Consider the following 24,600-nt stretch of genomic DNA (forward strand, 5'->3'; position numbering starts at 1 on the left):
GTATCTTTGCTCTCGGCTGAGCTGTTTATATTTCATTGCAACGCAAATTTAGCACTTGGCCAATCATTGGGGGCTAGCCCCCAATGATTTTTAATTTGAGTTGCACTTATTTGTTGAACTTAGGATTTCTTTTAAAGTCAAATCCCTTAATTTTATTAACCTTTCTTTTAAAATATGAAACTTCACTTTTTTGTCAGCAATATTATAGTAGGGATTGTTTATATCTGAAGTTAGAACTTCGGCTTTATTTATTTTATACCATTTTGAATCAGAAGATAACTCTTCGATTCCTTTTATTATTAGTTCTTCATCAAAGCCAGATACGCCGAGTTCAATCTCAAAAAAATACTCGTCAAAAACTTTAAACCCTTCCGAGTGATAGAAAGTATTTTTTTTAATCAAATTCTTGAGTAATCCAACTATAACATTATCATTTTTAAAATACAGATTCATTTTGTTTTCATTTTTTTCTTTCTTCATTATTATACCTTGTTTAATATCAAATATAACTAAACTTATGATATATCATAATTAGATGAAACCTTGAAACCATGATATTGTATTTTTCATGGATTCAGCAGACAAAATATTTTTACAGTCTATAGGAAAAAATATTTCAAAAATTAGACGACAAAAGAAAATGACTCAAATTGACGTCTGTGCAATTATTGACATGGATGTTCCTAACTTATCTAGTATTGAAAATGGACGTCAAAATGTTACGAGCTTAACTCTAAAAAAAATTGCCGGAGCGTTAGATGTAGCTGTTGTGGATTTTTTTCAAAATTCAAAATAATACACTTAGCTGTTTGCTAACTAGTTGAAAGCAAGTATAAATACTAGACCTTCTTCAAGAAGTTGCTGTTTTTATCTATGATAATATTTCATTAATAATATGGATTCAAATACTTTTTATTTAATAGCTAATATTTTATTCTTGATAATTCAAGTCATATTTATTGGAATGATGTTTTACAAACCTGCTTTGAATTATATTTTAGGAAATATTGTTCATTGGAATATTAAGTCCGATAGGCTAAAAATTTTAACCTCTTTAAGTATATTTTTCTTTAGTTTTTTATTTTTCATTAAATTTTATAGACAGATAGAACCTGATTTAGTCTTTGGCCTAATACAAGCACCATTGTTCTTTACATTGATGATTTCAATGTTGACTTTTATTCTGTTGGGTTTTTATTATTCTACAGAAGAGTTAAGTAGCAGAGAAGAAGAACACCTTCCTGAGTTTTCAAAGTTATTTGTCAACGAGAGGGTTTTTATAGAAACGGTAAAAAAATTAGAAAATAATGACCTTATTAATTCTACTGGCAAATGGAACTTAAATAAAATTAACATAAAAAGATTTATAATGTTTCTATTATGTAGGTTAGAATATCAGGGATTATTAAAAGGAGAATTGGATTCAAAATTTATACATTCCGAAGCCGTTATTTTTTTTCAAACCTCTTTTGATTATTCTGACTACACCCAAATACACAGAGATATTAAATTAAATGTTCTTTCTGAAAAGGATAAAAAAAAGTACAAAAAGTTTGACTTTATCGATGATATTAGGGTATAAATAATTTCCCTATTGGTTCCCTATTGGCTATTTCCTCCCCCTTTCTTGTATAATCTTGTGGTATTAATCTATAAAAATACTACAATGAAAAATCCATTTGAAACGCTTCATTCCGAGATAGAAGAAGTAAAAGGTTTAGTACAACAATTAGTAAATAAACCTAAAGAAGACTACTCAAGTAAACTCTATTCTATAAACGAAGCAGCAGCACTTCTTAAAGTTAATAGGCAGACTATTAGAAACCATATTGATAAAGGTAACATTCAGGCTAATACCATAGGGAGAAGAATTCTTATACCCCATAAGGAACTATTCGATGCATTAAATCAAGTAAAGTCCATTAAATACAAGCGGTAATCTGTAAAACCAACAAAGATGAATTATATAAAAAATCATATTGAAGGTAATTTTACTACGGTACCCAATGGTCTCATTAATGATCCAAATTTAAAGGATCGAGCAAAATTCATTTTTATTTTACTGGCAAGCAAGCCCGATAACTGGAGTTTTCGCACTAAAAATTTAGCTAAAGACGCTGGAATCCACTGGGAAACTTTTGTAAAATATAGAAACAGCTTAGTCAAATATGGATGGATATTAATTGAAGAACAGCTTAGCTCTAATGGTCGCTTTAAACCAAAAAATTATCATTTATTTTCAAAGCCTACTTTTCAAATTAAAGATAGTAAAAACGACGATTTAGATTTAGGAGAAGACCAAAAAAAACCATCCAAGAAAAATTCCGTAACGGAGAAAAGCCGTGACCGAGAAAAACCTTACATTACTAATAAAGAGTCTTACAAAGAAGAAGAAAAAGAAAAAAAAATATTAGATAATAACAGTTTAGGGAAAAATTCGAATTCTTTAAACCCAAGATTATAGAAAGGGGAAATGAAAAATCAAGCTTACCATATTTTAAAAAGAAATTTTATTACTGAAGCAAACCGTTTGCTTCAGAAAAATGAAAGAAGGTCTTTTGAAGTAGATGATGACAATAGAAAATTTCTAGATATGATGTTTTTATACTTTTCAAAATCTACAGATTTCGAAACTAAATACTCAGGTCGCCTTCATAAGGGATTATACGTATATGGAGTTAATGGAGTGGGTAAAAGTCTTTTTTTCGAAGTTTTAGAGAACTTATATAGGCGTTTTTTACATAAGAGTCTAGCAGTGAAGACTCATAATGTTTTAACAATTGTCGATAGTTATAGAAAGTATTTAAGTAACTCAAATCTAGCACAGAATGACAAAACCCCGTTTCAGTTTTATGCTACATCGACTGTACATTTTGAAGATTTAGGAAAAGATCATAGAATTAACCATTGGGGTAATAAGGTTGATGTAATGGATGAACTTTTATGTATTAGATATCTAGAATTTAGAAAGAGAAGAATGAACACATATATTTCATCCAATTTAACAATAGAAGGTTTAAAAAAAAGATATAGTCCCGAGCTCTACGATCGCTTTTTTGAAATGTACAATTTTATTGAATTACCTGGAAAAACGAGAAGAAAATAGGTGGAAATGAAAATAGTCATTATTGTTAAATTTTCATTTAGCAAGATGTGTTTCGTGCCGTACAAAAAATGTACGCCTCAAAACTTCCTTGCTTTTTGCCCGCTGGTCAAAAAGAACAAATTACTCCTAAGTCGCAATTTTTAAAACCCTAAATATATACTTACATGAAAAAAACAATTGACCTTAGATTTAAGAAGAATGGCAGACCATTAACAAAAGAAGAAGATAAAAGGACCGCCAGGATTGAAATACGATTAACACAAAAAGATAAAAGGAAAGTGAAAAGATTATTGAAGAGAAGTAAATATAGATCTATGTCGGATATGATAAGAGAAATATTATTGCATGAAAAATTTACGGTAGTGGAAGTTGACCCAACAGGGAGCACGATGAGAATGTTACTTGCTTCTCGAGCTAAGGCAATCGGAATAAATTTCAATCAAGTTGTCAAAATTCTCAATAGTAGAAACATTCAATCTTTTACCTATAAAGAAAGAGAACAATTGTTGAACCAAGTAGATATAATACAACAAATCCTTTTGAAGATCCACAGGAACCTTTTTTAATAGTAGTAAAGAATATAAGAATGACGTTTATTGGCTGAATATAGCATAGGAACATAAAAATTAAAATAATTGGAATGAACGGTAGAATTAATAAACATTATAAAAACTTATTGAGAAGGTTAAAAGAAGAAACATATACCGTGAAGTTAGTTGCCTCTTTAGCAGTAATTGATAGAAAAAATTTTTAAATTTGAGATATAGATGAAAAGACAACAATGTATGAATGTATGAATGTATGAATGTATGAATGTATGAATGTATGAATGTATGAATGTATGAATGTATGAATGTATGAATGTATGAATGTATGAATGTATGAATGTATGAATGTATGAATGTATGAATGTATGAATGTATGAATGTATGAATGTATGAATGTATAAATGTATAAATGTATAAATGTATAAGTGAAGAATTACATTAATATATTATTGTTTTACAACCAGTATATAAAACACCAACCATATGACTAATCAATATCAATTTGAAGAATTTATCTCAAATAGAGAAACGCATCAGGAGTACTATCTCTTGATGGAGGAGTATGCTAATACCGAATTATATAAAGGAATAATCCATTTTATGTATTTGGCATTCCCAAAGTGGAATACAAATAAAGGTATTGGGAATATGGCTGCTGAATTTGTTTTAGATGCTATTTACGATTTTGAAAATTTAATTGATGAAACAGAAAAAATTTCGGCTGAAAGATTGAAGGACATTTATTTATCTTTAGTTGATAATTACAAAATCTTTAAGGATACATTTGATAATTCTCAGATCACAAGAATAATTGATATTTTCCAGCAAGAATATGAAAGCGAACTGGAAGAAATTGACTTTGATCAAAATAACTCTGTGTGGAAGATTCTTTTTGAAAATTTTAAAAAGGAGTACCTTTTACAAATTACGTATGATTTTATTAATGAGGATGATCTCATAACTTGATTAAAAGTATGTCATTAGTAATAATGCTCAGCTAATATGATTAAGTTTCACTCATAATTATATTTAAGGAATAAAAAACCATATTTGGGGAATACAATCTCTAAAAAAAGGTATATTTGGGGAATACAATCCCTGAATATGATAAAAAGAGATTTAGAAGAGAAAATTAAAAACCGTTTTGGTACTGGTAAAGCTATCCTTTTAATTGGACCCAGACAAGTGGGTAAGACTACACTTTTCAATAAATTACTAGAGGATAAAGAATATCTCTTTTTGAATGGAGATGATCCAACAGTAAGAAAATTACTTTCCAATCCCAATTTAGAGCAACTTAAAAATATTATCGGGAACTATAAAATCATTTTTATAGACGAGGCCCAGCGTATAGATAATATCGGACTTACTTTAAAACTGATTACAGATCAACTAAAGTCTGTTCAATTATTGGTTAGTGGTTCATCTGCTTTTGAATTGAATAATCAAACTCAAGAACCCCTTACAGGTAGGAAATGGGAATATCAACTATATCCTATTTCCTGGACAGAATTTGAAAACAATGTGGGATATCTTAAAGCCGAACAACAATTAGACTTACGTATTATCTATGGAATGTACCCAGATGTCATCAATAATTTCGGGGAAGAGAAGGAGATTCTCAAACAGTTAACAGATAGTTATTTGTACAAGGATATTCTAAGTTATGGAGGAATTAGAAAACCAGAAATCTTAGAAAAATTATTGAGAGCTTTAGCATTTCAAATCGGGAGTGAGGTAAGTTATAATGAATTAGCACAGTTGTTAGGCATCGATAAAAAAACCGTGGCTACATATATTGATCTTCTTTGTCAAGCATATGTAATATTCAAACTTCCAAGTTTTAGTAAAAATTTACGCAATGAAATTAAAACAAATCAAAAAATTTACTTTTATGATACTGGAGTTAGAAATATGATCATTGGTGATTTAAATTCAATGGAAGTAAGGCAAGACAAGGGTAATCTTTGGGAAAATTTTTTGATTGCCGAACGGTTAAAACATAATGCTTATAGTGGTTCGTTGGCTAAAGCATATTTTTGGAGGACTGTACAGCAGCAAGAAATTGATTATGTGGAAGAAGAAGCTGGAACTGTAAAGGGCTTTGAAATTAAGTGGAATCCAAAAAGTAAAGTAAAAGTGCCTAAGAGATTCAAAGAAGCGTATAAAACAGAAGTAAAAGTAGTCAATAAAGAAAACTTTAGAGAGTTCTTAAAACTTAATATTTGACTTCAAAATTTAAATAGCTATGCTGATACCATATTAGCATAAAACTATAGATAAGTGGTGGTAATTTTTAAAATGTTAATGTTCTGTGCATAACTAAAGTAATAATGCCAAGTTACTTTTATTATTTTTGGTATTCAATAATACTCTATAGCATTTAATGGCATTATTTCAAACATCTGTACTTAAATCACATCTCGCATTGCTCGATGAAGCAGTAGTAGATAAAGCATATAAGAAATATCAAAAATACTTCTGGAATACAGCTATTCAAGAAAATATCAAAAGCGCCAAGGAAGAACAATATCAGGCAACTTTTTTAAACGAGCTGTTTGTAAATATTTTAAGCTACACTTTATTTCCCAATCCTAATTCAAATTTAACTACTGAGTTTAAAAACGAAAAAAACGCACGTAAGGCTGACGGTGCTATTGTAAAGGATGGAAACGCAATAGGTGTAATTGAATTAAAAGGCACCAATACAAAAGATTTGGAAAGCATCCGCCGCCAAGCTTTTGATTATAAAGCCAATCAAAAAGGCTGTGTGTATGTAATTACCTCCAATTTTGAAAAGCTACGGTTTTATATCAATGATGCCACAGAGTTTGAAGAGTTTGACTTATTTACGCTCTCTAAAAAAAGATTTGAGCTGTTGTATTTGTGTCTTCATATAGACAAAGTATTAAACAATACACCACTAAAAATAAAGGAGGCATCTATTGCGGAGGAAGAAGAAATTACCAAAGCGTTTTACAAAGACTACTCGATTTTTAAACGCGAATTATACCGTGATCTGGTTAAAAACAATTCTAAAACAGTCAGGAAGAAACTGGACGAGGTAGTTGATATTAGCTACAAGGAGGATATCGCTCGCCTCGAAAAGAATGTAAAATTGACACTTTTTAAAAAATCGCAAAAGCTTATTGACCGTTTCCTTTTTATTTTCTTTGCAGAAGATAGAATGCTATTGCCTTCTAATTCTACACTACAAATACTAAATAAATGGAAGGACGATTGGGATTTTGGCGATGAACGCCCTTTATATGGTCTTTTTAAGCAGTATTTTAATTTTTTGGACATCGGGCGTAAGGGAACAGAAAAGCGTTCCGAAATATACGCATATAACGGTGGGTTATTTAAACCAGATGCAATACTGGATGCTCTCGAAATAGATAATACTCTTTTATATAAATATACCACGAAACTATCCAATTATGATTTTGAGAGCCAAGTAGGTGTAAATATATTAGGCCATATTTTTGAGAATTCGCTAAATGAGATAGAAAGTGTAAATGCAGAAATTGAAGGGGGTGAGTTTGACAAGCAGACTAGTAAACGTAAAAAAGATGGTGTTTTTTATACGCCTAAATACATCACTAAATACATAGTAGAAAATACAGTAGGTAAACTATGTGAAGAAAAAAAGGTTGCGATAGGTTTTAAAGAGGTAGATTATTTTGAAGTTAAAAAGGGCACGCACCAAAATACTAAAAAGCAACTTTTAGAAAGGATAGATATTTATCGTGAATGGTTATTGCAAATAACAATTTGTGACCCTGCTTGTGGCTCTGGCGCTTTTTTAAACCAAGCATTAGATTTTTTAATTAAAGAGCACTGTTACTTAGATGAATTAAAAACGAAAGTTTTGGGAGGCGGTTTGCAGTTCCCGGATATTGAAAACACTATACTTGAAAATAACATATACGGGGTAGACCTTAATGAAGAAAGTGTTGAGATAGCAAAGCTGTCCCTATGGCTACGTACCGCACAGCCAAGACGAAAACTTAATGATTTGAGTAGTAATATTAAGTGTGGCAATAGCCTCATAGATAGCAAAACAGTTGCTGGAGATAAAGCCTTTACTTGGGAAAAGGAGTTTCCTGAGATTTTTGAAGATGGAGGTTTTGATGTAGTGATTGGGAATCCGCCTTATGTCGCTAGGTCGATTGATGATAAAACAAAAACTTATATCAATAATAATTATCAAACAGCTCAATATCAAGTAGAATTATATGTTTCTTTTATTGAAAAAGGAGCTGAAATTTTAAAACGAAATGGAGAAATTAGTTTTATCGTTCCTAATTCTTGGTTGAAAAATTTACGAATGTCCGATTGTCGGAAGTATATCCTTGAAAACCTTAATTTATCAACACTCATACCGAACTTGGATAATGTTTTTCCAGATGCATCCGTAGATACATTAATTTTTGTTGCCAAAAAAGGCGATTCATTAGGAAAAGTTGATATAGTTGATTTTTTAGATAAACAAATTGTTCATAAGCATCCAATTGACCAACATAGATTTCTTAAAAATGAAGGATATATTTTTGATGTTGAAATAAGTGAGGATATATTACCAATTATTAAAAAAGTAAGAAAGGATGTAATAGAAGTGGGCGCAATAATGGATGTTACTAGAGGTGTAAATCCTTATGATAAATATACCGGACAATCTGTTGAAGTTATAAAAGAACGGGCTTACCATTCAAATTTCAAAAAAGATGAATCTTTTGTGCCAGAATTAAAAGGAAAACACATTAAAGCCTATAATTATTTATGGGATCAGGAGCATTATATAAGTTATGGAGGTTGGTTGGCTGCACCTCGACAGAAAAAATATTTTAATGGTCCAAGAATCATATTTAGGGAGATTTTAGGTAAAACATTAGTAAGCACCTTGATTAGAGAGGAATTTATAATTGACCGTAGTTTATATATTGCAAGAATTGATAATGAAGAAGAATCAGATTATTTAATTGAATATATTCTGGGTGTTCTGAATTCTAAATTAATGTCTTTTTACTTTCGCTATTCAAACAATGAATTTGATAATCTTTTTCCAAAAATTCGTGTTGCTGAGTTTAAAAAATTGCCTATAAAAATAGTTGGTTCAAAGCATCAACTATTGACGAAAACAAAAGTAAATAATTTACTAGAAAGTAATGCCAAAGCCGCTCAACTTTACTTTAAATTCAAGGATTATGTGGTACAAAAATTTTCTCTTACAAAGATATCGCGGAAACTAGAAAATTGGTACGAGCTAGACTTTAGCAATTTCATCAAAGAACTTCACAAAGCCATCAACAAAGAAAATAGAGCACGCCGTAAAAACAAGGAGCCCGAAATTGATAAAACTACCAAAAAAGACGAATTTGAATGGATGGAGCTCTTTGAAGAAAATAAGAACAAAGCGCAAGTACTTCAAGCTCAAATAGCAAGCACAGAAAAAGAAATCGATCAAATGGTTTATGAGTTGTATGGTCTCACAGATGAAGAAATTGCGATTGTTGAAAATAGTTAGGAGATGGAAAAGGCTTAATAAAACCTTTTAGATTATTATAAATGTGTTAATGAAATTAAAACCTAGAAAATTATGGCAAAAAACAATTTTGAAATAGGGGATATAGTCACTTTAAAATCACACCCATTAGCTTTTCAGGAGGATGGAGAAATAGACGCTTATGTTAATCAAATTCCTCCCCTTATGTGTGTAAAAGAAGTTCACATTGAAAAGAAAAAAAGACTCTATAGCAATGAGGTTAAAAAATCAAAAATTGCCGATAATGTTAAGTATTTATGTGTTTATTTTAATCAATATAGAATGATTTTTGAAGAAAAATACCTCTATCAGGATGTTTTGATATCTTTTAAAGATATTACGTTTCACAGTAAAACTGAGAAAACTAAGAAAGGTCATATAACACTCATTAATGAAGCTTTAAAATATAAAGTAGCTGATTATGAATTTGGTAAAAGAATTTTTTTTAAGACCTATAAGCTAGAAAAAAGAAAAAAATTTAAAAATGCAGGAAAAGATAGTAAATCTACCGTCAAAACAACTATGACACATACCTCACCAGCCTTTATTATAAATGGTTTTAAACCTAATGATCAAAAAACCATTTATAATCCAAAAAACGGCGAACTACAACGTAAATGTTCGGAAGAATTATTTAAGGTAATATGGTACAATGCGTATCAAGAAAAGTTTTCAGAAGAATATTTACCTAAAGAGTTTTTTATAGATGATGAACGTATTTATAAATAACATATAAAAGTTCAGTTAAAGTTATTTGAAATTAAAATTTATTAAGTTTGTTCAACAATGAGGAAGTTCTTTACATTTAAAAGTGACATCTACTGTGCCGAGGTGAGGTAACCCTCCAATCAATCAGACCTTTAAATTTTAAAGGGATAAACCATACGTAGATTGATTTTTGCGTACCATTTCCAAGTAAATGTCAAACCCTACGTAGTGTTCAACATTTACTACCATTGGTATAAGCAGCAGTATAAGAGCATTTAAGAATCTTTGACATATTTTCATACTATTTGGATATTTATTGTTTAAGGATGACATAATGGCTTCTATAAACTGTAGCAACAACAACCGTAACAACAAAAAGTGAACCGAGAATTCGGTTAGTGGTACAGCTAGCGATGCCTAGTGTTATGCACTTTTAGTTAATTAGCTTTGAGAACTTCCTCTTTTTTTAAATCTATGCAAAACTCTTCATTAAACAATAAAGACTGGTTCAAAGATAGAGGGTATCTTCATTTGACTAATCGGATTAATAAAAGAGATAAGAAAAAAGTTTATAAATATGTTTCTAATTCTGAAAAAGTAAGTAAGCATAGATTTTCACCATTTATTTTAAAACAAACAAATAATAGGCGTTATAAATTTTCAGAAGATTTAAAAAGGCGTTCACATAAAAAAGTGAATGATAAAGGTCAAATCACTTCTAATATCAAGGTACGGCCTATTATGTATAGCACACATATAGATTCTCATATCTACTCTTATTATTCCCACAAAGTAATACAGCCCAAATACGAAGCCTATCTAAAAAGAGATGATTTATTAGATGCAAGTATTACCGCTTACAGGCAAATTCTAAGCGATGATGGCGTACGCTATAAATACAATGTTGATTTTGCTAAAGATGTTTTTGAAGAAATAAAGAAAAGAAAGGATTGTGGGGTATTGGCATTTGATATAAAAAATTTCTTCCCTTCCTTAAACCATCGCCAATTAAAGAATATATGGAGTCGCGTTTTAGGAACAAAAAGTTTACCTAGAGATCACTATGCTATATTTAAGTCTATCACCAATTACAGTTATTTTTTTTATGACGATTTACGACAAAGAAGAAAAGGACATTTAGATGAAAAAAAGATTGCTAAATTAAGAAATAAGGGAAAGTTTCAATTTTTTGAAGATTATCAAGATTTTAAAGATTCAAAAATTCAAGTTTATAAAAATCAGAAAAAAAGAGATGGAATCATTTCAGGAATTCCACAAGGACTTCCAATAAGCGCAATGCTTGCAAATTTATATATGCTTCCATTTGATGAAAACATAGTTAATAAATTAGTAAAACAAAGAGACTGCTTTTACAGAAGGTATTCAGACGACTTAGTTATTGTTTGTAAAACTAAAGATATTGATGCAGTAGAAGAAATAGTATTAGAAGAAATAAAGAAAATCAAATTGACTATTTCTTCATCTAAAACCGAAAAATTTAAGTTTAGTACTATAAACTGCAAGCTGACGTGTTCTAAAATTTTAAATAAAAAACTGATACCAAATTCATACCTTCAATACCTTGGTTTTGATTTTTATGGTGATAAAACATTGATAAAATCTGCTAATGTTTCCAGGTTTTATCGTGAAATGAAAGAGGGTATTGCTATGAAAGCAAAGCGTATAAAATCGGTTCAACAAAAATACCTCACGGATGAGGCTATTATTTACAAGCGAAAAATTTATAGACTTTATAGTTTCAGAGGAATTAAATCCAGAAAAATACCCGCTAATAAAATTATATATAAAAAGGGAAAACTTGTAAAAAAAGAATTTTCTAGAAAGTATAGGGGAAACTTTATTAAATATGCCTATCGTGCATCGGAGATTATGGAGGCTCCTGAAATCAAAAGACAGTTAAGAAGACATATGATTGTACTGAAAAAATATATGAGTCAGTATAAATTTGATAATACTTCTAAAAGAGACTAAAATGTATAAATTAGGATAAAATTTAAAACCTCTTTAGTTTGTAAGAAGTTTATTTAAATAATTTAACTTATAAAAGCTGCATTATTTAAAGAGTTTAATATTGGGAAAATAATTGTTATCACAAATTTATAATGAAACCAGAATCTAAAAATATTGATTATCAAAATGACTGGGCATATAATGATGATTTTACTCGACATATTCACATTTCAGAAGCTAAAAGAGGGCTAAATGGTTATTATTGCTTAGGTTGTAAAAAAGAAATGCAAGCAGTAAAGGGTTTAAAAAGAGCTCATTATTATAGACACCATGCAATAAATGTAGATAAAGATACTACAGAATGTGTTGTGGCCAGTAGAAAATATAGAGAGCTTATTGCTAGAGATATACTTCAAAGACTTAAAGAATTAAAAGTTCCTGATGTCTATAAGTTCCCGCCAAAAGGGCAAGATGGTTCACCTATGTTGTTACAGTCTTCAGAAACTATAAAGGCATATAAAGTAAAATCTGAATTGACTTTTTACGAAGATGAAAATTGTAATGTGAAGTTTGGTCAAAACCCAGAAATAGATAAAAGGTTTTTATTGATACGGCCAGATATTACATTTTTTAACGAAATGGAAGAACCTATTTTACTCATAGAGTTTGTGGTCTCACACAAAATAGATGATGAGAAGAAATTAAAACTGAAACGTTTGGGATTAAATACTGTTCAAATTATAATTCCGAAAAAGCCTGAAACTGAAATAGAAAAAGCATTAAAATCAAGATCAAAAGTAAAATGGGTTTACAATGAAAGCGAAGCCAACACCAAATATATATTCATTTCCGAAACAACTGATAACGGAGTACGGTCAATTGATGACAACCAGAGAGAAATTTTCGAAGAATCTTACAAGTGCAGAGCAAGCCAAATTAAATACCTTATACGAACAGTTAAAAGAGCTTTGGAGTCACAATCGTACAAAAGAACAGAGCAACTCTTTGAATCTGAAATATCAAGAGTTAAGAAATCTACAAGAACAGAACAAAAGAGATTGGAAGAAATGGAAGCTAGAATTGACAAAGAAGTACGAAGTCAATTTAAGGGCCAAAAAATCCCTTATGAGAGACAGAGAGGAGAGCTTGATAAAGCAGAAAATGAATTTCAAGAATACTTTGCTAATCTGGAAAGAAGATATAAATCAAAGAAAAGAGAAATTGGAGCAAAGCAAGAAGCAGTTGATAATGATAAGAGAGCAGAGCTTGAAATTGGATGGTCTGAGGAGACAGTTAGAGAAAGGTTTAGAGAAGATAGCGAACGATTACGAGTTGAGTTTGAAAAAATATCAAAAGAATTTGGACAACTTATCCAAGCAGAAAGAAGATCTATCTCAGAATTATTACTTGAAAAAGAAGAGTTACCTGGAGAACATAGAAAACTTGAAAGAGAGGAACTTGATAGACTTACAAGAAGAAAAAACGAGATTAAGAAAAGTATTGAAGAAGAATTTAGACTTGAAGAAGAAATCATATCAAAAGATATTGAAAAGGAAGAAAGAATTATTGGAGAATTACGAGATAAAGAGCGAGCCTTATCGCAAAAGTTTAAACAACTTGAAGATCGAGAACAAAAAAGCTTTAGAGAAAAAGAAGCAAGAATTAGCGAAGAAGGAGAACTTTCAGAAGAATCAATTTTTAAACGACTTCTTGAAGAAGTCAAAAGCCCCACCAATAGATTACCCAAGCGATTTAAGTTTATATTGGAAGCAAAGCGAGTGGGACACGATTACAAAGATGCTCAACGCCAAGAAAAGCGCTATAAAAGGGCACGAGAATTTTTTAATAAGGGAACTTGGCAAAAAAAATAAAAGCTTAGAATGGTTTTTGGATACTTTTGATGAAGAAATTAACTTTAAATAAAGTTAGATTGAAGTTTTCAATTTTTCCGATAAATTCGGACTATAATAAGTATTAATTTTTAATAATTAATAATCAAAAGTTTGAGTATTTATTATTTTGATTTAGTGAAGAGATATATTAATACTCGAAAATTTCCAAATGTAAAGGACAAAGAATAAAAGCTAAGGTATTGTTATTAGTAACGTTAAATATTATTTAGCAAGTGATTTTGTTAATTCTTTCTCTGATATTATAAGTTTGATAAAATAATTAATCCATTTGTAGAATAATAGAATTTTACAGAGAACTTAAGTAAATAATATGATTACTAATAAGGTAAAAATACCGAAAGATGTAGACTTGTTAAGCCTTCATAAAATTTATGTTGAACTTGGTCTAAAAGCTAAACAGGATTTTTTTATAGATCTTATTATACCAATTGAATTAACTAAGAATTACCTAGGGATATCAGCAAGTCTTATACAGTTTGCTGCAACTTGGCTACGTACTGAAAAAGCTAGTAAATTAATTATAGATATAACTACTCCAAATGAAAAACTACTAGAGAACCTTTTTCGCAATGAATATTTACTTCCTATTATAGGGTTAGTTTGGGATGGTATCGGTGTCTATGATAAAGAGGGTAATAATTTAAGAAAGTATTTAAAAAAATCATTAAATGAAGTGTTTACTAAAATGGCTAAAGTTGAAGCTCTGAAAGGAGAAAAATTGCTTCTAACAAACTTTGATCATTTTCCCGAAAGCGTAGGTATTTTACCTTGCTTTGAACAAAATGGAGAATATATTTCAAGTGAAACGGAACTGGCAGTAAGTCTTGAAAATGTTCTTATGAATGATGTTCTTAGAAACTATAGTGATACACATTTAAGTTATAAAAATATAAAAAGATCCTTCAGTAAAATAGTATATGAATTAATGAAAAATACTTTCGAGTGGGCTAAAGCAGATGTTGATGATGTTCCTTTTGACCCTAATATTAGAGGCGTATTAATAAAATTTAATAAAAGAAAGCGTTCTACATTAGTGGAAAACTTTAAATCAAATAAAGGAGTTTCAGAATACTTTAACAATGAAGTTTTAAAAGAAAATAATCAAGGAGAACTTTATTTTTTAGAAATATCCGTTTTTGATAGTGGAGCCGGATTTATATCAAAATATAGATCATTAAATGATAATGCTAGCAAGTTTTCTGATATTGAGGTTGTGAAAAAATGTATGATAAAGCATAATACATCATCTAAAGGATTAAATAAAGGAGATAAGGGTATTGGCCTTGATAAGATTTTGAGAATTATAAGTGGAAAAGGGTTGATAAGAATTAAAACAGGCAATAAGTGTGTTTATAGAAATTTAATTACTGAACCTTATTTGGTTATTAATCGAAAAAATGTGGAAAAAATGAAATTATATGATTGGTCAAATGATTCAGATGTTAACTATACTAATTACGAACCTGTTTCTGGCTCTGTTGTAACAATAATCTTTCCATTATCGATAAACGACTAACGTTATGCAAAATTTCTACATTTATAAATATAATTACAAGGAAGTTAAAAAACTTACAACAAAAATAATATCTACTACTGTTATATTTTGTGATAACACAAAAATTAATAAGTCAAAATTAATAGAAGAAATAGGAAGATTTTATGAGAAGTATTCTCAAACAGATAAAATTTTTGTTATTGGCGGGAACTACTTGAAAGAAGAGTTAATCAAGGTATTTGAAACCGATAAAGAGAAAACTTTTAAACTAATTCCTAAAAGAGATGAAACATCTTTATTTGACAATATATATATTAATGTATTTGATGATAAAGGTGTCATAAAGTCCGTAAATGATAAAGTTATTCCAAAAAAATTTAAAGATGGTTTTCTAAATGAAGGACTGCAAAATATTTTTATCAAAAGAGGAGGTTTAGTAGAGACAGAGGGAACACACCATTATGTTTTTCCTTCTGGAAAACATTGTGATAAATTTTTACGTACAGGAAATATTCTTCTTCGTAGCTGTGAGATTTATTTTATAGCATTTTCCATGTTAAAGTACTTAGATGAAAAGAAACACAATCAAATCTACTGTGATACATCTTCCATAAACTCTTTAGCTTTAGCTTTATCTTCATTAAAGAATAGATTTATATCTGACAGAATTTTTCAAATTCCTGTTGAAAGTTTTAGTTCTTATAAAGGGCTTTATGAAAATAAAGTAAATTATAAGAATAACGCACTATTATTAATATCAGCTTCTACTTCAGGTAATATTTTAGATTATATTAATGATAAACATAAGGAAATAAAAAGGTCAAATATAGTAGTGATTTTTTATCTTGACTTAAAAGCAAAGTATACAGACATAAAAGATAATGTACTTTGTAATCTTACACATGACAATAATACAAATCCTAATGGTATAAAAGCGTATGATTCTTATGACTCTGGAAATTGTAAATTTTGTGATAGCGGATCTTATCCAGTAGAAGTATCTGGAGATGTGTTTTTACTTGAAAAACCTAAAATTAACCCTATACTAATTAGGATAAAAGATGCAAATACAAAGCTATCTTCTTTTGTACAACAATTTATGTCAGTTAGGAAGGGTAATACTGTTCTAAGGGCTAATTATAAAGAAGGGAGTGAAACCTCTAATAAATACGATATATATATAGACTATTCTGAAATTTTAAGAGGAATTAAAGAAAAAAATGAAAGGTATTCTAGATACCATAAAAAACTAAATGCATATATAGATCAATTTGTACCAAGTAATACTAGGTTTCTAATCCATTTAAATGATAATTCATCTAAAGAGTTAGCTTATTATATATTAGATAAAATTAAGATAAATTACACTAAATCCTCATTGCCTCAAATAATTAGTCAGGATGATTTTCCGGAAAAAATATCAAAACAAGAGGTAGGTAGTGTTTTAGTTGTAGGTTCTTGTATTTCTAACGGTAAGAATTTATTATACTTAAGCAGAGCCTTGAGAAATTATGAAGGACTCAGGATAGTATATTTTGTCGGTATAACACGAATTAATAATGCTGCGCTACATAAGGAGTTAAAATCCAATCTAAAACAAGGTATGTATGGACCAGAAACAAGTACATATATAGAAGTAGAAAATATTTTTTGTGCTAATCTGTCAAAAAATAATAATTGGCAGCAAGAAACAGAGTTTTTAAAAAAGATGCTTACTCTACTTAAAGATGAAGATTTCGACTCTAAATCAATAAAATATTTTGAAGATCGAAAAAATACAATTAATCAAAGTTATTCCAAAGACGTCAAAGGATTGGCTGATAATTTGTTCTTCCCCTTAATCAACGGTAATAGTAATGGCTTAGCTATCAGAAATAACTTTGCTTTTTTTAATTTCGATAATTATGTAAATCAAGTAACTCAATCCGATATTTATTTCACTTTTAATAATGTAATCAATAGTTTAAGAAACTCTAATAACATTGAGCAGTCACTAAAGCAAACTTCTTTTGTAAGAAATCTTCTTTCACCAAATAATTTTAATCGTTTTAATGATGGGATTATACAAGCTTCAATATTGAGAAGTGCTTATCCTGAAGAACTTAGTTATTCCATAGACTTTAATATTTCTCTAGAGATGAAAAATATTTTAGAAACTCTTATTAAATATCATCAGGAAGAGCAAGGTGAGGCCTTACTCGAATTTCTATATGCAATTGCTATTGGGAAACTATCGTTAAAAAAAGAACATCTATTAGAAGTTTTAAAGCTATTAAAGAAAAATACAGAAAGTAAAATTATTAATTCTTTTACTCTTTATATTGAAAAAGTTTTAATGACAAAACTTTATAAATAATTACTTCATATATATTCATTAAGTAAAGTTTAGATATTGACATTTCGTATAATTTAAAACTTATTAATAGTAAAATTAAAGAGATTTCCTATTTCGATACAATATATTATTGACCGCGTAAACACCACCCAATTCACCACCTAAAAATAAAAAAGCCCATAAACAGTACGTTTACGGGCTTTTCAGCGGAGAAAGAGGGATTCGAACCCCCGGAGGTGTGACCCTCGCCGGTTTTCAAGACCGGTGCATTCGACCACTCTGCCATTTCTCCAGTGGTATGCGTGCCTGTCGAAGCACCCTAAAGGTGCGTAGGCGGGTGCAAATATAAGACCCTTTTTTTACTTTTTAAAACAAAACTTCAGAAAAAAGAAAAACAAAAGAAGCAAAACAAGTAAAGCATTATGCTACGGTTTGAAAATCATTTTTTTATAAATGATTTTGAAGCTATCCGTACTCCTTTTTTGTAAAAATTCAAGTGGTAGGTCCCAGAAGGTAGAGACGAAACCTGAATCGTGTCGCCTGCATGAAACTTTATCGACTTCACTGTACGACCTTGCATGTCGGTTATGGTTGCACGTGCAAAGTCTAGATGGCCTTCCGTGGTCTCAAAAAATAATGTTTCGTCAACAGGGTTAGGGTAGAGGGTAAAGGTTGTGTTGTTTCTTTCCGGAATGCTCAATGGAAGTTCCTCAAGCGGCAGCAAAGGTCCGCCTTGCGAATTGGCTGCGAACAATCCAAACTCCGGACCACCTGAATTTTGCGAAGGATCCATAAATCCTGAAGCGATAACCGTTAGGGCAGCACCTTGCAATCCCAACGTTTGCAGAAGGGCAGCGTACCGTTTAAGGGTTGTGCTTTGGTCTCCGTTGGTCAGTTCTATGATGTAATTTGCAGTGGGCAGTTCAATGTAACCTTGATAGTCGGTATAGGCAAGATCATCGACCAACGTACCTAACGCTTGTTCAGTTTCAACAATATCGAACAGCGGTGAATCTGTGGAACCGTTATGGACCAAAACCTCCACATTTGAAGCGTTGTCCGCATTTTCTTTGGCCATTGTAAATGTATCAAACGACAAGGGAGGGGCAGGGTTGTAACCTGAGGCACTTGCAATGCCATTTGCAACGATGACGTACGTGTCACCACTGTTAAAAACAAAAGTTTGTGTAATCACGGCATCGTCCTCACTGGTGCTGTTTCCCGGGGCTATTGAAACTTCGGCCGGAAATCCGGCTGGAACGTCGGTAAAAGTGCTTGCATTTCTAAAAGGAAAATTATCGAAGGCCAAGGTACCGTTAAGGTACACGTCAACTTCAGCTAACAAGGCATCGGCGGAATTGTGGACCACCTGTACCCGGGCAAATTGCGAAAAAGCTATGGTAGTGAACAACAAGGTAGTAACAAAAAGTAGTGTTTTTCTCATAAGATAGGTTTTTGTTAAATGTACGCATAATTTTGCGTTAAGTTTACAACGGGTTTGTTGTCCTTGTTAAAAAGATCAATTATCGACAATCGCAACGGGTTTTTTGTCTTGCCCCACAGCTACAAAGGTAAAATAGCCCGTAACAGCTTTATCTCGCTGATAGCTATACATATCCTCCATGAAAATATCCACCTTTACCACACAACTGGTTTTTCCTACAGAATCTACCCGGGCAATCAATTCTACTATCGTTCCCTGCGGAATAGGCGTTGTAAAATCTATTTTATCGGTAGAAACGGTTACCACGCGCTTACGGGAAAAGCGCGTGGCACAAATAAAAGAAGCTTCGTCCATCAGTTGAAGTGCCGTTCCGCCAAATAGCGTGTCGTAATGATTGGTGGTGTTTGGGAATACGGCTTTACAGATTCGGGTTTCACTTTTTTCAATTAGGGCTTGCAAGTCTTGCATAGAAAAGGTTTTTAATGGTATTGTGTTTAGTTATCAGTTCGTTTGGTAGATTTTATCTAGCTATTGTTACTTTTGCAGTACAAAGGTAACTTCATTTATGGCAACAGATATCATTGATCGATTAAAATGGCGGTATGCGACTAAAAAGTTTGATTCAGAAAAAATTCTTCCGAAGAAAACCGTAGAGCAACTTAAAGAAGCGTTTAATTTAACGGCAACTTCGTATGGGCTGCAACCGGTTACACTTGTTATCGTTAAGGATAAAAAGCTAAGAGAACAGTTATTGCCACCTAGTTGGAACCAATCGCAAGTGGTCGATGCTTCACATCTGTTTATTTTTTGTGTGGAAGAAAAGTTAAGCCCTGAATACATTCAGAAATACTTTAAACGGGTAAAGACCATCCGCAATACGCCTGACAAAATCTTAAAGCCGTTTGAAGAATTTTTATTGGAATCGTTTGAAGAGCAATCGTCCGATGAAATACGAATCTGGGCCACCAATCAAGCATATCTGGCATTGGGGAATTTATTGACCGTTTGTGCCGCTGCAAACATAGATGCCTGCCCAATGGAAGGCTTTAACCCAACCGAATTTGACCGTATTTTAGGGCTGAAAGAAAAAGGATTGACCTCCGTTTTATTGCTTCCAGTAGGCTACCGGGATGAAACCGACTTTATGGCCAAGGAAAAGAAAGTCCGTAAAGATATGGACGATGTGGTTATTGAACTATAAACTTCATTTTAAACAAAAAAACCCGAACACAACGTCCAGGTTTTCACTAATATAGTATAATCTAAAAGTTATTTTATCTCAACAACTTCAAGTTCAAATGTCAAATCTTTTCCTGCAAGTGGGTGATTGGCATCAACTACAATGCTATCTTCTTTCACTTCAGCTACACGTAACTGACGCTCAGATCCATCGGGGTTTTTAGCCATAAGGCCCATCCCAACTTCTGGTTTTATTTCTTTAGGAAGGTTCTCTTTGGAAACTTCTTGGAAAAGCTCTTTTTGAACATCGCCGTAAGCTTCTTCTTTTGGTACATTTACGGTCTTTTTCTCGTTCACTTTCATGTCAACAAGTCCTTTTTCAAAACCTGGGATCAACATGCCTTGTCCCAAAGTAATCTCTAAAGGTTCTCTTTCCAACGAACTGTCAAAAACTTGACCGTCTTCCAGCTTACCTGTGTAATGCACTCGTACTGTGTCTTTTTCCTTTACTGTACTCATAAATTTGATTTATCTAATTATCAATCGTTTATCGAAGTGCAAAACTAAGGGTTCTTTGTGGAAATGAAGAAGAATCCCTAATAAATCTGCCTATTTGGGATAAGCTTAACACTTTTTTGCTTAAATATTACTTCCAAGACATTTTCTGAAGCCTAATAGCATTTAAAATAGCCAAAAGTGCAACACCTACATCAGCAAAAACGGCTTCCCACATGGTAGCGAGTCCACCGGCGCCCAACGCCATTACAATTGCTTTTACAATAAATGCCAAGGCTATGTTTTGCCATACAATGTGTCGGGTCGAGCGACCTACTTTTATAGCAGTTGCAATTTTTGAAGGCTGATCGGTCTGTATAATTACATCGGCAGTTTCTATGGCGACATCACTCCCTAAGCCGCCCATCGCTACACCTACATCACTGGTGGCTAATACAGGCGCATCATTAATACCATCACCTATAAAAGCTACTTTAGTACCCGATTGCTGTTTTAAAGTTTCAACTTCATTCAGTTTATCTTCTGGTAACAAACCACCTTTTGCCCAATCGATTCCCAATTCTTTTGCAACTTGTTGGGTAATGGAATCTTTATCCCCGGAAAGCATGATGATTTTTGATATCCCCGCCTTTCGTATTTTCTGAATAGCCTCATGCGCATCGTCCTTCAGCTCATCTGCAATAACCACATAACCGGCAAACTTACTGTCAATGGCAATCATCACTATGGATTCTACAATCGTTTCCGTTTCCGAAGGCACATCTATGTTGTGTGATTGTAACAACGAAGCATTTCCTACCAAGACTTCTTTGCCGTTTACGGTTCCTTTCAGTCCTTTTCCGGCAACTTCAGAAACATTGCTTGCTTGTAATTTTACTTCGTTTTCGTTGTATTCTAAAATAGCTTTGGCAATCGGGTGGGTGGATTGTTCTTCCATCGCCATCAAATAGGGCATCATTTCTGCTTCGGAACTATTAGTAGTTTGAATTTCCTTTATTTTAAAAACCCCTTTGGTAACGGTTCCGGTTTTATCCATGACCACTGTGTTCACTTTTGTTACGGCATCTAAAAAGGAAGCCCCTTTAAACAAAATACCGTGTCTGGAAGCGTTGCCCAAACCGCCAAAATACCCCAATGGAATAGAGATAACCAACGCACACGGACACGAAATAACCAAGAATATCAGGGCCCGGTACAGCCAGACTTCAAATATATATTCTGAAACAAAAAAGTAAGGCAGTAGGGTAAGTCCTATCGCTAAGAACACCACAATTGGTGTATAAATACGCGCAAACTTTCGTATAAACAACTCGGTCTTCGACTTTCTAGCCGTTGCGTTTTGCACCAAATCTAAAATACGTGCAATGGAACTGTCTTTAAATTCTTTGGTCGTTTCAATTTCAATAACCCCTTCCAGATTAATGCTTCCCGCAAAAACATCTTCGCCTTTTTTTATGGAACTCGGTTTACTTTCCCCCGTGAGCGCGGCTGTGTTGACCGATGCTTTTTCAGACAACAATATCCCGTCCAACGGAATTTTCTCTCCCACACGCACTTGCACGGTTTCGCCTATATTAACCTTTTCGGGCGGTATTGAAACAAAATCATTGTTGCGTTGTACCAAGGCTTCATTGGGACGGACATCCAACAAGGCTTTAATATTTCCTCTGGCTTTTTTAACGGCGGCCCCTTGAAATAATTCCCCTACCGCATAAAACACCATTACGGCAACACCTTCGGGATATTCGCCAATGGCGAAGGCTCCCATTGTGGCAATGGACATCAATAAAAACTCCGTAAAAAAGTCGCCGTGTTGAATACTCACCCATCCTTGTTTTAAAACAGGTAAGCCTACCGGTAAATAGGCAATGAAATACCAAACAACACGAATCCAGCCAGTAAAGAATGAAGCCTCGAAAAAATCAAGGCCAATCCCTATTACCAATAAGATAAAACTGAAAATCGCCGGGAGGTAGGTTTTAAAGTCCAGTGCGCTTGATTGGTGATTCTGACCGTCATCTTCATTGTGATCGGGTTCATCGGCTGCGCAACAAGCGGCTTGGGGTTTACAGGTTTTTGGGGTTGATTTCATTGCCTAAAAAGATTTCTCTATTTAATTTTTGTGCAATATCCCCATAATTATAGTGCAATGGAAGTGCATTAACCTCCACTGCAATCGGAACAGATGCCTTTTACCACCAAATTAACATCTTCGGCCACATAACCTTCTGGTAAACTGATCTGCGGAATTTTATGTTCGGTCAGGCACACGGTGGTGTCGCAATTGTTGCAGTGAAAGTGTAAATGCAAATCGTTTTCAATTTCACAGTTGCAACCCGGTTCGCACAAGGCATATTTTGTAATGCCCGTTCCATCGTCAATTTGGTGTACGATCCCCTTGTCTTCAAAGGTTTTCATTGTTCGGTAGAGTGTGGTTCGGTCTGCTTTGGTGAAAGCTAGTTCAATATCGGTCAAGGCCACAGCGGTATTTTGCTTCGCCAATTGTTGATATACCAGCGTGCGCATCGCGGTTGGGCGAACTTCCTTTTCGGTTAATTTTTTATCTATTTCGTTCATTAGCTTGTTTTTTAGACCTCAAAGCTTTCTCCTCCTAGCTTGAAATAGCTTTGGAGGATAAGTAGAAACCTTTGAGGCCTGTTAATTTAGTCAATTTTTGACTTCTGTCATCGGTATTTTCGATACAAATTCGCGATCCCTACCGGTCTCTCGAATTCACTCAAACACCTCTTCCTCTTCGGTGCCTGAGCCTGCCCGACTGGTCATTCAGGCGGGTGCCCCGACGATAGGAGAGTGCTTTGTGCTGAGTTTGTCGAAGTATATCGAAGGTTCATCTTCTGTCTTCTGACTTCCAGCTTCCACTTTCCAGTCCCGGTATTTTCGATACAAATTCGTGATCCCTACCGGTCTCCCGAATTCACTCAAACACCTATCATTGAGCTTTAAACCTCTGGTGCCTGAGTGGCCCGACGATAGGAGGGCTGTATCGAAGGTCCGACTTCTAACTCCCGTTTTCTGTCTTCCAGCATCCAGCATCCAGCATCTAACATCCAGCATCCAGCATCCAGCATCGAGCATCCAGCATCGAGCACCCAGCATCCAGCATCCAGCATCGAGCATCCAGCATCCAGCATCCAGCATCGAGCATCGAGCATCCAGCACCCAGCCTCTGTCTTCCAATGCCAATGTTTTCGATACAAATTCGTGATCCCTGCCGGTCTCCCGAATTCACTCAAACACCTATCATTGAGCTTTAAACCTCTGGTGCCTGAGTGGCCCGACGATAGGAGGGCTGTATCGAAGGTCCGACTTCTAACTCCCGTTTTCTGACTTCCAGCATCGAGCATCCAGCATCTAACATCCAGCATCCAGCATCCAGCATCGAGCATCCAGCATCCAGCATCTAACATCCAGCATCCAGCATCTAACATCCAGCATCCAGCACCCAGCCTCTGTCTTCCAATGCCAATGTTTTCGATACAAATTCGTGATCCCTGCCGGTCTCCCGAATTCACTCAAACACCTATCATTGAGCTTTAAACCTCTGGTGCCTGAGTGGCCCGACGATAGGAGGGCTGTATCGAAGGTCCGACTTCTAACTCCCGTTTTCTGTCTTCCAGCATCCAGCATCTAACATCCAGCATCCAGCATCTAACATCCAGCATCGAGCACCCAGCATCCAGCATCCAGCATCCAGCATCCAGCATCCAGCACCCAGCCTCTGTCTTCCAATGCCAATGTTTTCGATACAAATTCGCGATCCCTACCGGTCTCCCGAATTCACTCAAACACCTATCATTGAGCTTTAAACCTCTGGTGCCT

At 33.2% G+C, this 24,600-nt stretch carries 21 protein-coding genes and 1 tRNA gene; 15 read left to right on the forward strand and 7 right to left on the reverse strand.

Features of this window, described 5'->3' with window-relative positions; genetic code table 11:
- Nucleotides 1–90 precede the first annotated feature (90 nt).
- The gene (locus DDV96_RS15280; protein ID WP_116695656.1) at nt 91–480 is read right to left on the reverse strand and encodes a hypothetical protein; all 390 of its coding nucleotides are present in this window, start codon (nt 478–480) and stop codon (nt 91–93) included.
- A gap of 88 nt (nt 481–568) precedes the next feature.
- On the opposite strand from DDV96_RS15280, the gene DDV96_RS15285 reads away from it, so the two are divergent.
- The 14 genes from DDV96_RS15285 to DDV96_RS15350 all read left to right on the forward strand — a co-directional run bounded on the left by DDV96_RS15285 (nt 569) and on the right by DDV96_RS15350 (nt 17,642).
- A complete protein-coding gene (locus DDV96_RS15285; RefSeq protein WP_116695657.1) occupies nt 569–796 on the forward strand; it encodes a helix-turn-helix domain-containing protein in 228 nt (75 codons plus the stop codon).
- Between the two features lie 99 nt (nt 797–895).
- Nucleotides 896–1,582 carry a hypothetical protein gene (locus DDV96_RS15290; RefSeq protein WP_116695658.1) on the forward strand — a complete coding sequence of 229 codons (687 nt, stop codon included), beginning with the start codon at nt 896–898 and terminating at the stop codon, nt 1,580–1,582.
- 84 nt (nt 1,583–1,666) lie between these two features.
- Nucleotides 1,667–1,939, forward strand: coding sequence for a helix-turn-helix domain-containing protein (locus DDV96_RS15295; RefSeq protein WP_116695659.1), 273 nt, complete (start codon nt 1,667–1,669; stop codon nt 1,937–1,939).
- Nucleotides 1,940–1,957: 18 nt separating this feature from the next.
- Entirely contained in the window at nt 1,958–2,464 is a 507-nt protein-coding gene (locus DDV96_RS15300; RefSeq protein ID WP_116695660.1) for a helix-turn-helix domain-containing protein, read from the forward strand.
- Nucleotides 2,465–2,473: 9 nt separating this feature from the next.
- Complete coding sequence (locus DDV96_RS15305) at nt 2,474–3,106, forward strand: P-loop NTPase family protein (protein WP_116695661.1); 633 nt, start codon at nt 2,474–2,476, stop codon at nt 3,104–3,106.
- A gap of 164 nt (nt 3,107–3,270) precedes the next feature.
- Nucleotides 3,271–3,672 carry a plasmid mobilization protein gene (locus DDV96_RS15310; protein WP_116695662.1) on the forward strand — a complete coding sequence of 134 codons (402 nt, stop codon included), beginning with the start codon at nt 3,271–3,273 and terminating at the stop codon, nt 3,670–3,672.
- 465 nt (nt 3,673–4,137) lie between these two features.
- Complete coding sequence (locus DDV96_RS15315) at nt 4,138–4,620, forward strand: hypothetical protein (RefSeq protein WP_116695663.1); 483 nt, start codon at nt 4,138–4,140, stop codon at nt 4,618–4,620.
- A gap of 138 nt (nt 4,621–4,758) precedes the next feature.
- A complete protein-coding gene (locus tag DDV96_RS15320) occupies nt 4,759–5,883 on the forward strand; it encodes an ATP-binding protein (protein WP_116695664.1) in 1,125 nt (374 codons plus the stop codon).
- A gap of 157 nt (nt 5,884–6,040) precedes the next feature.
- Nucleotides 6,041–9,181: an Eco57I restriction-modification methylase domain-containing protein gene (locus tag DDV96_RS15325; RefSeq protein ID WP_116695665.1), complete on the forward strand. Its 3,141-nt coding sequence runs from the start codon at nt 6,041–6,043 to the stop codon at nt 9,179–9,181.
- Between the two features lie 72 nt (nt 9,182–9,253).
- A complete protein-coding gene (locus DDV96_RS15330) occupies nt 9,254–9,928 on the forward strand; it encodes a hypothetical protein (protein WP_116695666.1) in 675 nt (224 codons plus the stop codon).
- A gap of 453 nt (nt 9,929–10,381) precedes the next feature.
- Nucleotides 10,382–11,899: a reverse transcriptase domain-containing protein gene (locus DDV96_RS15335; RefSeq protein ID WP_116695667.1), complete on the forward strand. Its 1,518-nt coding sequence runs from the start codon at nt 10,382–10,384 to the stop codon at nt 11,897–11,899.
- 131 nt (nt 11,900–12,030) lie between these two features.
- Entirely contained in the window at nt 12,031–13,749 is a 1,719-nt protein-coding gene (locus tag DDV96_RS15340; RefSeq protein WP_116695668.1) for a coiled-coil domain-containing protein, read from the forward strand.
- 352 nt (nt 13,750–14,101) lie between these two features.
- The gene (locus DDV96_RS15345) at nt 14,102–15,307 is read left to right on the forward strand and encodes a hypothetical protein (RefSeq protein ID WP_116695669.1); all 1,206 of its coding nucleotides are present in this window, start codon (nt 14,102–14,104) and stop codon (nt 15,305–15,307) included.
- Between the two features lie 4 nt (nt 15,308–15,311).
- Entirely contained in the window at nt 15,312–17,642 is a 2,331-nt protein-coding gene (locus DDV96_RS15350) for a hypothetical protein (RefSeq protein WP_116695670.1), read from the forward strand.
- Nucleotides 17,643–17,828: 186 nt separating this feature from the next.
- Here DDV96_RS15350 and DDV96_RS15355 read toward each other — a convergent pair.
- The 3 genes from DDV96_RS15355 to DDV96_RS15365 form a co-directional block, all read right to left on the reverse strand.
- Nucleotides 17,829–17,913, reverse strand: a tRNA-Ser gene (locus DDV96_RS15355).
- Nucleotides 17,914–18,060: 147 nt separating this feature from the next.
- Entirely contained in the window at nt 18,061–19,065 is a 1,005-nt protein-coding gene (locus tag DDV96_RS15360) for a DUF4397 domain-containing protein (RefSeq protein WP_116695671.1), read from the reverse strand.
- Between the two features lie 75 nt (nt 19,066–19,140).
- Nucleotides 19,141–19,533: an acyl-CoA thioesterase gene (locus DDV96_RS15365; protein WP_116695672.1), complete on the reverse strand. Its 393-nt coding sequence runs from the start codon at nt 19,531–19,533 to the stop codon at nt 19,141–19,143.
- 97 nt (nt 19,534–19,630) lie between these two features.
- On the opposite strand from DDV96_RS15365, the gene DDV96_RS15370 reads away from it, so the two are divergent.
- Complete coding sequence (locus tag DDV96_RS15370; RefSeq protein ID WP_116695673.1) at nt 19,631–20,266, forward strand: NAD(P)H-dependent oxidoreductase; 636 nt, start codon at nt 19,631–19,633, stop codon at nt 20,264–20,266.
- Between the two features lie 68 nt (nt 20,267–20,334).
- Here the strand turns inward: DDV96_RS15370 and DDV96_RS15375 are convergent, their stop codons facing one another.
- The 3 genes from DDV96_RS15375 to DDV96_RS15385 form a co-directional block, all read right to left on the reverse strand.
- On the reverse strand, nt 20,335–20,763 hold the full coding sequence (locus DDV96_RS15375) for an FKBP-type peptidyl-prolyl cis-trans isomerase (protein WP_116695674.1): 429 nt from the start codon (nt 20,761–20,763) through the stop codon (nt 20,335–20,337).
- Between the two features lie 127 nt (nt 20,764–20,890).
- Nucleotides 20,891–22,852 carry a heavy metal translocating P-type ATPase gene (locus DDV96_RS15380; RefSeq protein WP_116695675.1) on the reverse strand — a complete coding sequence of 654 codons (1,962 nt, stop codon included), beginning with the start codon at nt 22,850–22,852 and terminating at the stop codon, nt 20,891–20,893.
- Nucleotides 22,853–22,920: 68 nt separating this feature from the next.
- Nucleotides 22,921–23,337 carry a Fur family transcriptional regulator gene (locus DDV96_RS15385; RefSeq protein WP_116695676.1) on the reverse strand — a complete coding sequence of 139 codons (417 nt, stop codon included), beginning with the start codon at nt 23,335–23,337 and terminating at the stop codon, nt 22,921–22,923.
- Nucleotides 23,338–24,600 lie beyond the last annotated feature (1,263 nt).

Source organism: Marixanthomonas spongiae (assembly GCF_003095375.1).
Classification (GTDB): domain Bacteria; phylum Bacteroidota; class Bacteroidia; order Flavobacteriales; family Flavobacteriaceae; genus Marixanthomonas; species Marixanthomonas spongiae.